The following is a 12,193-nucleotide window of genomic DNA, read 5'->3' on the forward strand; positions in this document are numbered from 1 at the left end:
AAATAAAAAATATGAACCCATTATTATTAACAGACGGTTACAAAGTTGACCATAGAAGACAATATCCAGATAAAACTACATTAGTGTATTCGAACTGGACACCAAGAAAATCAAGAATTGAAAGTCTTGATGAAGTTGTGTTTTTTGGATTGCAATATTTCATCAAAAAATATATTATTCATGATTTTGATGCCGATTTTTTCAAGCAGCCAAAAGAAGAAGTCGTTAAAAAATACGCACGCCGAATCAATAATTATTTGGGTGAAAACCAAGTTGGGACAAAACATATCGAAGATTTACATGATTTAGGATATATTCCGATGGTTTTTAAAGCCTTGCCAGAAGGAGTAAGTGTGCCTTTGAGAGTTCCAATGTTTACAATGTACAATACACTTCCGGAATTTTTCTGGTTGACGAATTATTTCGAAACATTACTTTCTGCGGTTATTTGGCTTCCTTGTAATTCGGCTACAATAGCAAAAGAGTACAGAAAAGTTTTAGATAAATATGCTGAAGAAACTTCATCTGTTCCTGATTTTGTAAACTGGCAAGGGCACGATTTTTCAATGAGAGGAATGGGCGGAATCGAAGCAGCAATAACTTCTGCAGCCGGACATTTATTGAGTTTTACAGGTTCAGATACGATTCCCGCAATTGATTTCTTCGAAGAATATTATAACGCCAATTCAGATACGGAATTAATCGCAGGTTCAGTTGCCGCAACAGAGCATTCTGTAATGTGTATGGGAACTACAGAAGGTGAATGTGAAACTTTCAAAAGATTAATTACTGAAGTGTATCCAAAAGGAATTGTTTCTATCGTTTCTGATACCTGGGATTTATGGAAAGTTTTAACGGATTATTTACCTCGCTTAAAAGAAGATATTGTTGCTAGAGAAGGTAAAGTAGTAATTCGTCCTGATAGCGGTGATCCGGTTGATATTATCTGCGGAAATCCGAATGGAAAAACACAAGAAGAGAAAAAAGGTGTAATTGAGCTTCTTTGGGATGTTTTTGGAGGTGATGTTAATGCAAAAGGATATAAAGAGCTTATTCTTCAAATTGGAGCTATTTACGGTGATAGTATCACGGTAGCAAGAGCAACTCAAATTGCAGAAAGATTAAAAGAAAAAGGTTTTGCGTCTACAAACGTTGTTTTAGGAATCGGTTCTTTTACATACCAGTACAATACGCGTGATACTTTTGGTTTTGCCATGAAAGCAACATACGGGGAAGTTGACGGAGAAGGAAGAGCTATCTTCAAAGATCCAATTACGGATGACGGAACTAAAAAATCAGCTAAAGGTTTAATGAAAATTGATTTAGTTGATGGAGTATATCATTTAACCGATAATGTTTCTTGGGAAGAAGAAAAACAAGGAGAATTGAAAGAAGTTTTCAGAGACGGAAAACTTTTAATTGATCAATCGCTAAGTGAGATTAGAGTAAGAGTTAAAAGCCAGATAAACGTTGAAGCATAAAAACAAGAAAGCCTGAATTTTTTAATTCAGGCTTTCTTTTGCTCTATTTTTCATTCCGACGAAAGAAGAATTTTTATAAACAACAATATTTTATATTCCGTAGGAATATCTCATCGGTAGAAAAAAATGTATTGTTTTGCGTTGTGTCCTGTAGGGACACCTGTTTTTAGGGGAATAAAATATCTGCACCATTAACCAAACGTTCCTACGGAACGTATAATCATAATTAAAATTTAGTTCTACCGATCAGACATTCCTACGGAATGATTTTTTTATTTCTTATAAAAATTATTGTGATCAATATATTCCCAAACCTTTGGTGGCAAAAGCGGTTGAATGTTTTTGCCTTCTTTAATACTGTTTCGGATAAAAGTCGATGAAATCTCAACAATTGGTGCGTCAATAACATGAACTTTCGGATGTGATTTTAATTCGATATTTTCCTCTTCGTCTGAAATTCTTGGGTAAACATAAATATCATAATGATCTAAAATCACTTCGTAGTTTTTCCATTTATGAAGCGTTTTAAGGTTGTCTTCGCCCATAATTAATGAAAAGTCATGAGTTGGATATTTTTCATGCAAATGAACCAAAGTATTTACCGTGTAATTAGGCTGAGGTAATTTAAACTCAATATCCGAAGGTTTAATTTTCGGGTAATCTTCTGTTGCCAGAAAAACCATTTCCAAACGTTGATGATCATCTAACAAAGTAGCTTTCTTTTTAAGCGGATTGTGTGGCGTAACGACCATCCAAATCTGATCTAAATCGGCAAACTCTGCCATGTGATTGGCAATAATTAAGTGACCAACATGAATTGGATTATATGTTCCGAAATAAAGACCTATTTTCATTTTTGGTTTGTTTCGCAGAGATTCGCTGAGTTTTCGCAAAGATTCTCAAAGTTATTTTAAAACTTTGTGCAACTCTGCGCTTTTACTTTGTGTAACTCTGTGTAATAACTTATTTATTTACAAAATCCTTTACCAATTGATATGCTTCTTCTTTTGCCGTATCTAAATCGTAATTTTTGATGATGGTGTCAAATTGTGGAGCAGTCGCCAGTTCAACAGAAGCTTTTGCAATACGCATGTTTATTTTGTCATCAGTTTCAGTAGAACGTTGCTTTAGTCGGCGTTTTAGTTCGTCAACACTTGGTGGTTTTACAAAAACAGCTAAAGTTTGTTCCGGAAATTTGTGTTTGATACGTAATCCGCCTGCAACATCAATATCAAAAATTACGTTTTTTCCTAAAGCCCAGATTCTTTCGATTTCGGCTTTCAAAGTACCGTAAAAATTGTCACGATAGACTTCTTCCCATTCCAGGAATTCTTCTGCTTTAATGTGTTTTTTGAATTCTTCCAACGAAATAAAATAATAATCTTTTCCGTGTTCTTCTTCTCCGCGTGGGTCGCGTGAAGCCGCTGAGATCGAAAATTCTAAATTTAAATCTTCTTTCCCAAGTAAATGTCTTACTATAGTTGTTTTTCCCGATCCCGAAGGTGCAGAGAAAACAATTAATTTTCCTTTGTTCATTAATTTATGCTTTAGGCTTTAGGCGGTACGCTTTAAGCTCTCTTACTTTATGTTTTTTTTGCTTATAGCCTATAGCTTAAAGCGTATGCGTTTACAACACATTCAAAACCTGTTCCTTAATCTTCTCTAATTCATCTTTCATCATCACCACTAATTTCTGCATTTGGGCGTGATTCGATTTTGAACCCATTGTATTGATCTCACGACCCATTTCCTGAGTAATAAAACCTAATTTACGACCATTAGCTTCGGTACCTTTTATGGTTTCTAAGAAATAGTCTAGATGGTTTGTCAAGCGAACCTTTTCTTCAGTAATATCCAGTTTTTCTAAATAATAAATCAATTCTTGTTCAAAACGATTTTCATCAACATTAACCTGTAATTCCGAAATTGCAGTTTGCAAACGGTCTTTTATAGCCTGAACACGTTCTGGATCAAGTGCCAAAGCATCGTTCATATACTGACGAATATTTCCAATTCTTAAGTTGAATTCTTTCTCAAGAGATTCTCCCTCGTCTTTTCTAAAAGTTAAGATGTTTTGAAGCGCTTCCTCAATGATAACCTGAATTTGTTCCCAATCGTTTTCATCGATTTCCTCACGCTCCGTTTTTAGCGTATCTGGCATACGAACGGCCATTTTCATCAATTCAGTTTCATCGGCATCAGGATAAACTTCTTTAAGCTGAGCGATGTAGTTTTTTACAACAGGTACATTTACTTTAGTCGAAGTTTGTTCAGAAGTACTTTCAATGTAAATCCCGAAATCAATTTTTCCTCTTTCAAGCTTTGTAGAGATCTGAGTTCTTAAACCTAATTCCATTTCGCGATAAAGCGACGGCATTCTTACGTTTAAATCCAAACCTTTACTATTTAAGGATTTTACTTCAACGGTAATTTTTTTTGTAGGCAATTGCAAAGAAGCTTTGCCAAACCCTGTCATAGATTGTATCATATAATTGAGTATAAAGGCGCAAAGATAAATAAAAGTTTGCTGTGTTTAGATGTAAAATGTCTAATCTGTTCAGAGTAAACGGTTTTAAAGTTTTTTGCCACGAATTTCACAAATTTATGCTAATAAGAATATTAATTCGTGAAAATTTGTGCAATTTGTGGCTAACTTTTTTCAGCGCCAGGATTTTAGTTTTTTAGGCGTTTCCTCCGGCCGGGCTATCCGCTTCCAATCTTTTTTTGAGCTGAAAAAGCTCAAAAAAAGGATTTCCGCTTCAAACGTAGTTCACTGAACACTAATAAAAAACAGAATTGTAGTGAAGTAATCCCTAACGCAACCCCGCATTCATTAGAATTTTCAGGTATTACTTTTCCAAAGCTTTCATGACTTGTAAGGTAACAGGTTGGGTATTACCAATGAAAATCTTATTATCAATAATGAAAACCGGACGACTGATAAAAGTATAATGTTCTAAAATATATTTCTTATAATCATCTTCCGTCAACGACTTGTTTTTTAAATCCATAGACTTGTACAATTGCGCTTTTTTGCTGAATAAAGCTTCGTAACTGCCTGCAAGCTGATACATTTCTTCAAGTTCAGCTTCCGTAATGGGATTTTGTTTAATATCGTGAAAAACCAGATTATTGTCTTTTGGCAGACTTTTGATGATTTTTCGACAAGTATCGCAAGAAGCTAAGTAATATATTTTGTTCATAATTTTTAATTTAAGAGACTACAAAGAAAATTCATTTAAAACTTAAAAATGCCTAATTTTAGAAAAAAAATAAAATTATGAATTCAGTTTTTGAAGTACAAAAAACCATTAGAGAAGTTCTTTTGAAGGTTTTAGATAATCATTCATTAGAACAATTGAACAAAATCCCAGAAGGATTTACTAATAATTTAATTTGGAATATTGCACATTGCGTGGCTTCGCACCAAGTTTTAATCTATAAATTGTCAGGTTTGCCAATGATGGTTTCAGAAGATTTTGTAGCTAAATATAAAAAAGGAACCAAACCAGAAGGCAATGTCTCACAGGCCGAAGTTGACGAAATCAGAGTCTTAGTTTCTTCGACTTTAGATCAGGTTCAGAAAGATTTTGCTAATAAGATCTTTGTTACTTATACGGAATATCCAACGAGTTTAGGTTTTATACTCAAAAACATTGACGGAGCTTTGAGCTTTAATAATTACCATGAAGGAATTCATACCGGAATAGTAATGAGCATCAGAAAGTTTGTTTAAAAGAAAATCCCGTCCAGAAACTTCTGGACGGGATTTTTTTATTCTACTATAGTTTCAATTGTCACTTTCATGGCACCACTTCCTTTGCTTTTGGTGATTTCCATAAAGGCTCTTTTCGATAAGTCTAATTCTCTTGTTTTAACAAACGGACCACGATCAGTAATTTTTACAATTACGAATTTTCCGTTAGCTTCATTTGTTACTTTTATTCGTGTTCCAAATGGAAGCTTTTTGTGTGCAGCGGTATAGGCGCTATTGCTAAATCTGCTTCCGTTTGCTGTTTTTTTACCATTAAAACGATCAGCGTAGTAGGAGGCGTGTGCGTTTTTTTTATATGGTTTAAGTTTTAAGCCTTTATCCGTAAAAACCGAATCAGTAGGTATTGCGATTAAATTAGGTCTTATGGTTTTTACTGTATCCTGAGGTGGTTTAGATTCGGTTACTGGTTTTGTCTGACTTATGACATAAGTAAAACAACTTAAAAAGGTTATAGTAAGTGTTGTGAGTATAATGTGTTTTTTATTTCTCATTTTTTATTTTTTTTCAGACTTGGGGAGTTTGTACAAATAATATGCCGAGATAAAAAAAGCCCTAGAATTTTAGGGCTTTAATTGGTTTTTTTTAGAACCATAGGTTCCACGGGATTCTACTTAATATAAGTAATAATCCTAATCCGTAAAAAATAGCAAAAGTTTTAAATTTAGCTTCGCTATTGATTAATTTTTTATGTTTTGACCATCCAATGGTTATCAAAATGATTGCTATAATATTAATAAGTGGGTGCTCTAATGACGTTAATCTTAGTTCTGCATTAGACATTTGTCCAAAAGCTGCTTTTCCTAACGGAGAGACGAAATAAAGGATTAAACCAATTAATAATTGAGTGTGTGTGCCTATTAAAGCAAATAAAGCAATTTTGCGATCTTTAGCTGTGAATTCTTTTTTAGAAGTTAATCCAAGGATAGCATTTACAACTGCAATTAGTAAAAGTAATAAAGCTAAATAAGCCCAACCCGAATGGAATTTTTGTAAAAAATGGTACATAAATTAGATTTTTTGTTAAAACAAATATAGCAAAAAAGGGCATAAAAAAACGGCATTAAACTAAAAGTCAATGCCGTTTTTATTATTTATTTAGATTCTAAATTCTTAGAAATCGTAACGTAAGCTAAAGTTCCAAGTTCTTCCGTAACCGAAGTAAACTTTGTTTGCAGTAGCAACTCCGTTGTAAAGTTGTCCATTAGAAGCATAAGTTCCTTTTGAGCCAGCTGGTTGTCCAGTTGCAACAGGAAGATTATCATCTGCAAAAATATTTGTGAATGATTCGTTGATGAAGATTTTATCAAAAACGTTGTTCACGTTAAGTCTAAAGTTTAATGCACCTAATTTTGGAGCAATATTCCATTTGTAAGATACACCAGCATCTGTAGTTGCAAAACCAGGTAATTCCATAGCACCTTTGTTGTCTACAGCAGCAAATTTAGATACATCGATATTTCCGTATAATTTTTCTGAGTAGTTAAGGTTTGCATCAACATTAAGACCGTTTAAGATTTCGTAAGCTGCTCCAACCGCCATTGTAGTTTGAGCATTGTTTCCAACTTTTACACCATCAAGGTATAAAGGTTGATCTCCGCTAATTGGATTATTACTAACATCAAAACGACTACTTGTAGCATTACCTTTATATGTCCAGTCACCAACAGAGATCATCCCGTTTAATTTTAACTTGTCAATTGGTTTAGCTGTAACATCTAACTCAATACCTTTGTGTATTTCATTAACACCTTGGAAAGTGTAATATCCGCTAGGATTAGTTGCTGCTTGATCAAGTGCAGTTGTAAATCTGTCATCCCAAGTAGTATAATAAGCATTTAAGTTAGCATTGAAGATTCCTGAACGGAAGCCATAACCAAGTTCGATTGCTTTTATTTTTTCGTTTGTAAGATTCGGGTTTACTATTGAAGCATTGTTTGGGTATACTGCATTGAAAAACGGTTGTTTTGAGTAATAACCAGCGTTTACAAATACATTATGGTGGTCATTAATGTTGTAGTTTGCTCCAGCTTTAACATCTCCACCTGTAATGTTTTCAAAGTCAGTATCAGAAAGAGGATCTGAAGCAAGATACTTCATGTGGTCAATTCTTTTGTATTGTTGTTGAGATACAGCTCCTTGTAAGAAAGCAGTCAAGTTACCAATACTGTACTCTAATTGAGTAAAAGCTCCGTAGTAGTTTACTTTACTGTCATTCCAGTAGTTAATTCTGTCTTGGTAATCTGTACTAATAAATGGGTTTCCACTTGGTCTTGCAGCATAAGTTGTGCTGAAATATTCAGGGTTATTGTTTTTGTTAGCAGTGTTTTTGTAAACATCAGCTCCAAATAAATCAATTAAGTTTTGAAAGTGAATACCTTGGTACATTCTTCCTTCAACTCCAAAATCTAAAGTTAAGTTATCAGTAAGTTTTTTATCTAAGTTGATAACAGTTCCGTACCAGTTGTGAGAGTTTACAGAAGCAATTTGAGAAATACCTGCTGTGTTATTGATAACTGTTGCGCCATTAACTCTGTTACTTCCAGTATCAGCACTATTTTCGTACTGACCATTTACAGGAACTCTTGTTCCTAAAGTTGTTGCTTGACCTGTGTTCCAATTTTGAATTAAATCAAAATTAACAAGACCATCAGCTGTTCTTAACTTGTTGTTAGTAGAGTATGGATTGTCACCTCTAATACCACCATTTGATGAAGTTCCTCCTCCACGTCCCCATGAAGCGTAAACTACTGTAGATAATTTCGTAGTCTCGTTGATGTTATAATCCCAGTTAAGAGACATTACAGGTTTATGGTAATAATTTGTTCTTAAATTATATTCCTCACCATTTTTCATTCCCCAATCAGAGTTGTATTTGACATTTGGTGTTTTACCGTCACTTCCGTATTTTAAGAAATCACTTAAAAGAGGAGAAGTAGTTCTTTGATCGTGCCATTGAGGCGCTCCTGTAAATGTAAATTCTAAACTATGTTTGTCATTGATTTTGTATCCAAAAGCCATGAAATAGTTGTATCCTTCAAATTTAGTTCCGTCAACATATCCGTCTCCTTCAGTTCTGCTAAATAATACAGAAGCAGAAAGTCCGTTTTTCATTAATCCAGTACTGTAAGAAGCTTGCGCTTTTAAGTAGTTGTTATTACCAAAACTAGAAGAAATTGAACCACCTTCTTTTACATCAGAAGATTTTGTAACAATGTTGATAGTTCCTCCAACAGAAGAAATAGCCAATTTTGAAGCTCCTAAACCTCTTTGTACTTGCATTGCAGAAGTTACATCAGAGATACCAGCCCAGTTACTCCAGAATACAGCACTGTTTTCCATGTCGTTAATCGGCACACCGTTAACCATAACAGCAATGTTTTTTTGGTCAAATCCACGAATAGCAATTCTTGAATCTCCGTATCCACCACCTGCTTTTGAAGCATACACAGAAGGTGTACTTTTTAAGATCTCTGGAAACTCCTGAGAACCTAATTTTTCTTGAATTTCAGCAGCTTTAATTGTAGAAACTGCAACAGGAGTTTTTCTGTCTTTTGCAATATCCACTACGCTACTTTTAACCACAATTTCACTTAATTCGTTAGAATTAGATACTAAAACTATCTTTCCTAAATTTGTAGTTGCACCTTTTGATGCTGTAAATTTGATAGTTTGATTTTCGTAACCTAAGTAAGAAATAACGATTTCTCCTGTGCTAGTTGTAGCATCGATAGTAAATTTACCATCAAAATCTGTAGAAGTAGCAACCGAGGATCCTTTGATCGCAACGTTTGCTCCCGGTAGTGAAGCCACACCGTCGGTAATAATACCGGAAATTTTTCCTTGAGAAAATGCGGTCGAAACTATCATGAACAACAGTCCAGTAAGTAACCAATTTTTCATTGTCTTCATTTGTTATTTAGTTTATTGTTTTTGGCAAAATTATAACATTAAAATCAGATAATGTTATCAAAATGTTAAGAAAAACTAGTTTTGTCTATTGTGTTGCGTATTAAAATGGTTTCTTCTATTTTAAGTAAAAAAAATAATCTTTTTTTGAATTTTAAGATGTGTTTTTTGTTAAAATCGTAATAATATAACCTGTGTTGTAGGTCTAAACTGGCAATTATGGGTGTTTTAGATAATTGAAATGGTGTATTTATACGAAAAAAACGCCTTAATTTGCGTTAAATTAAGGCGTTTCAGTTTGTTAAGAAAACGTTCTTGCGAAAGTTTTTATTTGTGTTTTAAAAAGTGATTTAGTAAAAATGAAGTCGAACTGTCATGATTCTTAACCGTTTTTGTGTTTATTTCGTCCAGAATAGAGTTTGCAAGTTGTTTTCCTAATTCAACTCCCCATTGATCAAAACTAAAAATGTTCCAAATAACACCCTGAACAAAAATCTTATGTTCGTATAAAGCAATTAGAGAACCTAAACTTTTTGGAGTCAGTTTTTGAATCAAAATTGTGTTTGTTGGCTTGTTTCCTGTAAAAACTTTAAAGGGCAATAAATAAGATGCTTTTTCTGCAGAAAGTCCTTGTTTGTCAAATTCTGCCTGAACTTGTGCCGCAGTTTTTCCATTCATTAAAGCTTCAGTCTGAGCAAAAAAGTTAGACATCAATTTATCATGATGATCTTCGTTTCCGTATAAAGGTTTTACGAATCCAATAAAATCAGTCGGGATTAATTTTGTTCCTTGGTGAATCAATTGAAAAAAGGCATGTTGCGAATTTGTTCCTGGTTCTCCCCAAATAATAGTTCCAGTTTGGTAGTTTACTGGTTTTCCGTCACGACCAACACTTTTTCCGTTACTTTCCATAGTTGCTTGTTGCAAATATGGAGCTAGTTTTTGTAGATATTGTGTGTAAGGGATCAAAGCTTCACTTTCGGCACCAAAGAAATTGTTATACCAAACGCTTAATAAAGCCAGGATTACTGGAATATTTTCATCAAATTCAGCCGATTTGAAATGTTCGTCCATTTCATTTGCACCTTTCAATAATTCATTATAATTATCAAAACCAATAGCTAAACTAATGCTTAATCCAACAGCGCTCCACAAAGAGAATCTTCCTCCAACCCAGTCCCACATTGGGAAAACATTGTCCGGATTAATTCCGAATTCTGTTACTTTCTGGATATTTGTCGAAACCGCCACAAAATGTTTTGCAATATCTTCTTGAGAAGCTGATTTCAAGAACCATTCTTTTATAGTTTCAGAATTTGATAAAGTTTCCTGAGTCGTAAAAGTTTTAGAAACAATCAAGAAAAGAGTCGTTTCAGGATTCAATTTTTTGATTACTTCGTTAACGTGATCACCATCAACATTAGAAACAAAATGTAAGTTTAATTGATTTTTGTAGAATTGCAAAGCTTCAACAGCCATAACAGGTCCAAGATCTGAACCACCAATTCCGATATTTACAACATCAGTAAAAGCTTTTCCGGTGAAACCTTTTCTTTCTCCGGAAATAACTTCACTGCTGAATTTTTTGATTTTGTTTTTTACTTCGTAAACTTCTGGAATTACATTTTCACCATCAACTTTTATAACTGCCGATTCCGGTGCACGCAAAGCCGTGTGTAAAACAGCTCTGTTTTCTGTTTGGTTGATGATTTCTCCACCAAAATATTGCGCTATCGCATCTTTTAATCCAATTGAATTGGCTAATTCTAATAAAAGAGAGATGGTTTCCTGGCTAACATTGTTTTTAGAATAGTCTACTAAAAAGTCATTCCATTGTAAATTGAATTTTTCAACACGAGCATTATCTTGTTGAAACAATTCTTGTATCGTAGTTTCGTGAATTGCGTTATAGTGGTTTTGCAGATTTTTCCACGCTTCAGTCCCGGTTGGGTTTGTTGTGTTTAAAGCCATTTTTTATTTTAATTGAAAATTTGGTTATTAAAACACAAAAATACTGAAATAACTTTTAATAGCTTTAAGCTTCACAATTATATAACAATTAGTTACGAAAACGTTTTTTGTGATTTAGAACTGAATATCTTCATCGACAATTATATAGATTTTGATGATTTGACTTTTTTACTTTGATAAACAAATTGAAGCTGAATTTTTATAGTATTATTCTAAAAGATTTATCTGTTGCTAATACAACGACTGTTAAAATGCACACAATTAAAGAATGGTAAAAATGATTGTATTCCTGATGCGCCATGTGTGTAGTGAATGCTCCAATTGCAAATGGTAGTAGAAATAAGATTCCGGCATTTTTATATTGCGGTTGAAAGATTCCAATTACGATAAGTATAACGCCAAATAATTCTAAAACGCCTATTATAATTGTCCACGTTTTGTTAAATCCTAAAGAAAGCATGCTTTGCATCATAGAATTTTTTTGAAAGACTTTAAAGAGTGAAGCATATCCGAATATGTACAGGTAATATGCATAACTTAACCAATGAATTGCTGTTTTAATTGTTTCCATTTTTCTAATTTTTTATTATAACAAAGATATTTGTTAACTTGCAATAATATAGATACATACATAATTGTATGGTACAAACAAAATAGTAAGTATGGATATTAGAAAGGAAAATTCGACAAATAGTCTAAATGAGATTTATTGGAAAGAAAACTGCGGGATTGCATTTACTTTAGCAATGATTGGTGGAAGATGGAAAATAAATATTCTAACGTTTCTTTTAAATGAAGAGAAGCTTAGATATAGTGAGTTAAAAAACAGACTTGTTGGAGTTTCTGAACGAATGCTTATTGCAAAATTGAAGGAGTTGGAAAAAGATAATTTGGTGAATCGGATAGTGCACCATCAGGTTCCTCCAAAAGTTGAATATGAATTAACAGATCTTGGTCGTTCTCTTAAAGAAATTTTATTTTTGATGGATTCGTGGGGAGAAACGAATGTTGCAAAGTGATTTTGTTTTAAATCTCACCAAATTTTCGATCAAAAAGTACA

Annotated in this window: 12 protein-coding genes; 3 read left to right on the forward strand and 9 right to left on the reverse strand. The window is 33.4% G+C overall.

Translation table 11 applies throughout. The annotated features are described in order from the left end of the window. Positions 1-11 precede the first annotated feature (11 nt). Positions 12-1,481 carry a nicotinate phosphoribosyltransferase gene (locus LPB88_RS10140; RefSeq protein WP_230715546.1) on the forward strand — a complete coding sequence of 490 codons (1,470 nt, stop codon included), beginning with the start codon at positions 12-14 and terminating at the stop codon, positions 1,479-1,481. Positions 1,482-1,753: 272 nt separating this feature from the next. Here the strand turns inward: LPB88_RS10140 and nadD are convergent, their stop codons facing one another. The 4 genes from nadD to LPB88_RS10160 form a co-directional block, all read right to left on the reverse strand. Continuing rightward, on the reverse strand, positions 1,754-2,335 hold the full coding sequence (nadD, locus tag LPB88_RS10145; protein ID WP_230715149.1) for a nicotinate (nicotinamide) nucleotide adenylyltransferase: 582 nt from the start codon (positions 2,333-2,335) through the stop codon (positions 1,754-1,756). Between the two features lie 109 nt (positions 2,336-2,444). Then, positions 2,445-3,017 carry a guanylate kinase gene (gene gmk, locus LPB88_RS10150; protein WP_230715150.1) on the reverse strand — a complete coding sequence of 191 codons (573 nt, stop codon included), beginning with the start codon at positions 3,015-3,017 and terminating at the stop codon, positions 2,445-2,447. 91 nt (positions 3,018-3,108) lie between these two features. After that, positions 3,109-3,969: a YicC/YloC family endoribonuclease gene (locus LPB88_RS10155; protein WP_089352238.1), complete on the reverse strand. Its 861-nt coding sequence runs from the start codon at positions 3,967-3,969 to the stop codon at positions 3,109-3,111. Between the two features lie 361 nt (positions 3,970-4,330). After that, entirely contained in the window at positions 4,331-4,684 is a 354-nt protein-coding gene (locus LPB88_RS10160; RefSeq protein ID WP_230715151.1) for an arsenate reductase family protein, read from the reverse strand. A gap of 77 nt (positions 4,685-4,761) precedes the next feature. Between LPB88_RS10160 and LPB88_RS10165 the strand changes: the two genes are divergently transcribed. Next, entirely contained in the window at positions 4,762-5,217 is a 456-nt protein-coding gene (locus LPB88_RS10165) for a DinB family protein (RefSeq protein ID WP_230715152.1), read from the forward strand. Between the two features lie 38 nt (positions 5,218-5,255). Here the strand turns inward: LPB88_RS10165 and LPB88_RS10170 are convergent, their stop codons facing one another. From LPB88_RS10170 to LPB88_RS10190, 5 genes are all read right to left on the reverse strand, one after another. Continuing rightward, complete coding sequence (locus LPB88_RS10170; protein WP_230715154.1) at positions 5,256-5,747, reverse strand: septal ring lytic transglycosylase RlpA family protein; 492 nt, start codon at positions 5,745-5,747, stop codon at positions 5,256-5,258. Between the two features lie 91 nt (positions 5,748-5,838). After that, a complete protein-coding gene (locus tag LPB88_RS10175) occupies positions 5,839-6,261 on the reverse strand; it encodes a hypothetical protein (RefSeq protein WP_230715156.1) in 423 nt (140 codons plus the stop codon). A gap of 105 nt (positions 6,262-6,366) precedes the next feature. After that, positions 6,367-9,156 (reverse strand): TonB-dependent receptor, encoded by a 2,790-nt coding sequence (locus LPB88_RS10180; protein WP_370635830.1) that lies wholly within the window; start codon positions 9,154-9,156, stop codon positions 6,367-6,369. 333 nt (positions 9,157-9,489) lie between these two features. Further along, entirely contained in the window at positions 9,490-11,133 is a 1,644-nt protein-coding gene (gene pgi, locus LPB88_RS10185) for a glucose-6-phosphate isomerase (RefSeq protein WP_230715160.1), read from the reverse strand. Between the two features lie 199 nt (positions 11,134-11,332). Beyond that, entirely contained in the window at positions 11,333-11,704 is a 372-nt protein-coding gene (locus LPB88_RS10190; protein ID WP_230715162.1) for a DoxX family protein, read from the reverse strand. Between the two features lie 91 nt (positions 11,705-11,795). Here LPB88_RS10190 and LPB88_RS10195 point away from each other — a divergent pair, with 91 nt between their 5' ends. Beyond that, on the forward strand, positions 11,796-12,152 hold the full coding sequence (locus tag LPB88_RS10195; RefSeq protein ID WP_230715163.1) for a helix-turn-helix domain-containing protein: 357 nt from the start codon (positions 11,796-11,798) through the stop codon (positions 12,150-12,152). The last annotated feature ends 41 nt before the right edge of the window (positions 12,153-12,193 follow it).

Origin of the sequence: Flavobacterium sp. JAS, from assembly GCF_020991455.1 — a bacterium.
Taxonomy (GTDB): Bacteria; Bacteroidota; Bacteroidia; order Flavobacteriales; family Flavobacteriaceae; genus Flavobacterium.

Excerpts from the sequence above, each read along its gene's own strand:
- nadD (WP_230715149.1), bottom strand. The coding sequence starts at position 2,335 with ATGAAAATAGGTCTTTATTTCGGAACATATAATCCAATTCATGTTGGT.
- LPB88_RS10165 (WP_230715152.1), top strand. The coding sequence starts at position 4,762 with ATGAATTCAGTTTTTGAAGTACAAAAAACCATTAGAGAAGTTCTTTTG.
- LPB88_RS10140 (WP_230715546.1), top strand. The coding sequence starts at position 12 with ATGAACCCATTATTATTAACAGACGGTTACAAAGTTGACCATAGAAGA.
- LPB88_RS10175 (WP_230715156.1), bottom strand. The coding sequence starts at position 6,261 with ATGTACCATTTTTTACAAAAATTCCATTCGGGTTGGGCTTATTTAGCT.
- LPB88_RS10160 (WP_230715151.1), bottom strand. The coding sequence starts at position 4,684 with ATGAACAAAATATATTACTTAGCTTCTTGCGATACTTGTCGAAAAATC.
- LPB88_RS10155 (WP_089352238.1), bottom strand. The coding sequence starts at position 3,969 with ATGATACAATCTATGACAGGGTTTGGCAAAGCTTCTTTGCAATTGCCT.
- LPB88_RS10180 (WP_370635830.1), bottom strand. The coding sequence starts at position 9,156 with ATGAAAAATTGGTTACTTACTGGACTGTTGTTCATGATAGTTTCGACC.
- pgi (WP_230715160.1), bottom strand. The coding sequence starts at position 11,133 with ATGGCTTTAAACACAACAAACCCAACCGGGACTGAAGCGTGGAAAAAT.
- LPB88_RS10190 (WP_230715162.1), bottom strand. The coding sequence starts at position 11,704 with ATGGAAACAATTAAAACAGCAATTCATTGGTTAAGTTATGCATATTAC.
- LPB88_RS10170 (WP_230715154.1), bottom strand. The coding sequence starts at position 5,747 with ATGAGAAATAAAAAACACATTATACTCACAACACTTACTATAACCTTT.
- LPB88_RS10195 (WP_230715163.1), top strand. The coding sequence starts at position 11,796 with ATGGATATTAGAAAGGAAAATTCGACAAATAGTCTAAATGAGATTTAT.
- gmk (WP_230715150.1), bottom strand. The coding sequence starts at position 3,017 with ATGAACAAAGGAAAATTAATTGTTTTCTCTGCACCTTCGGGATCGGGA.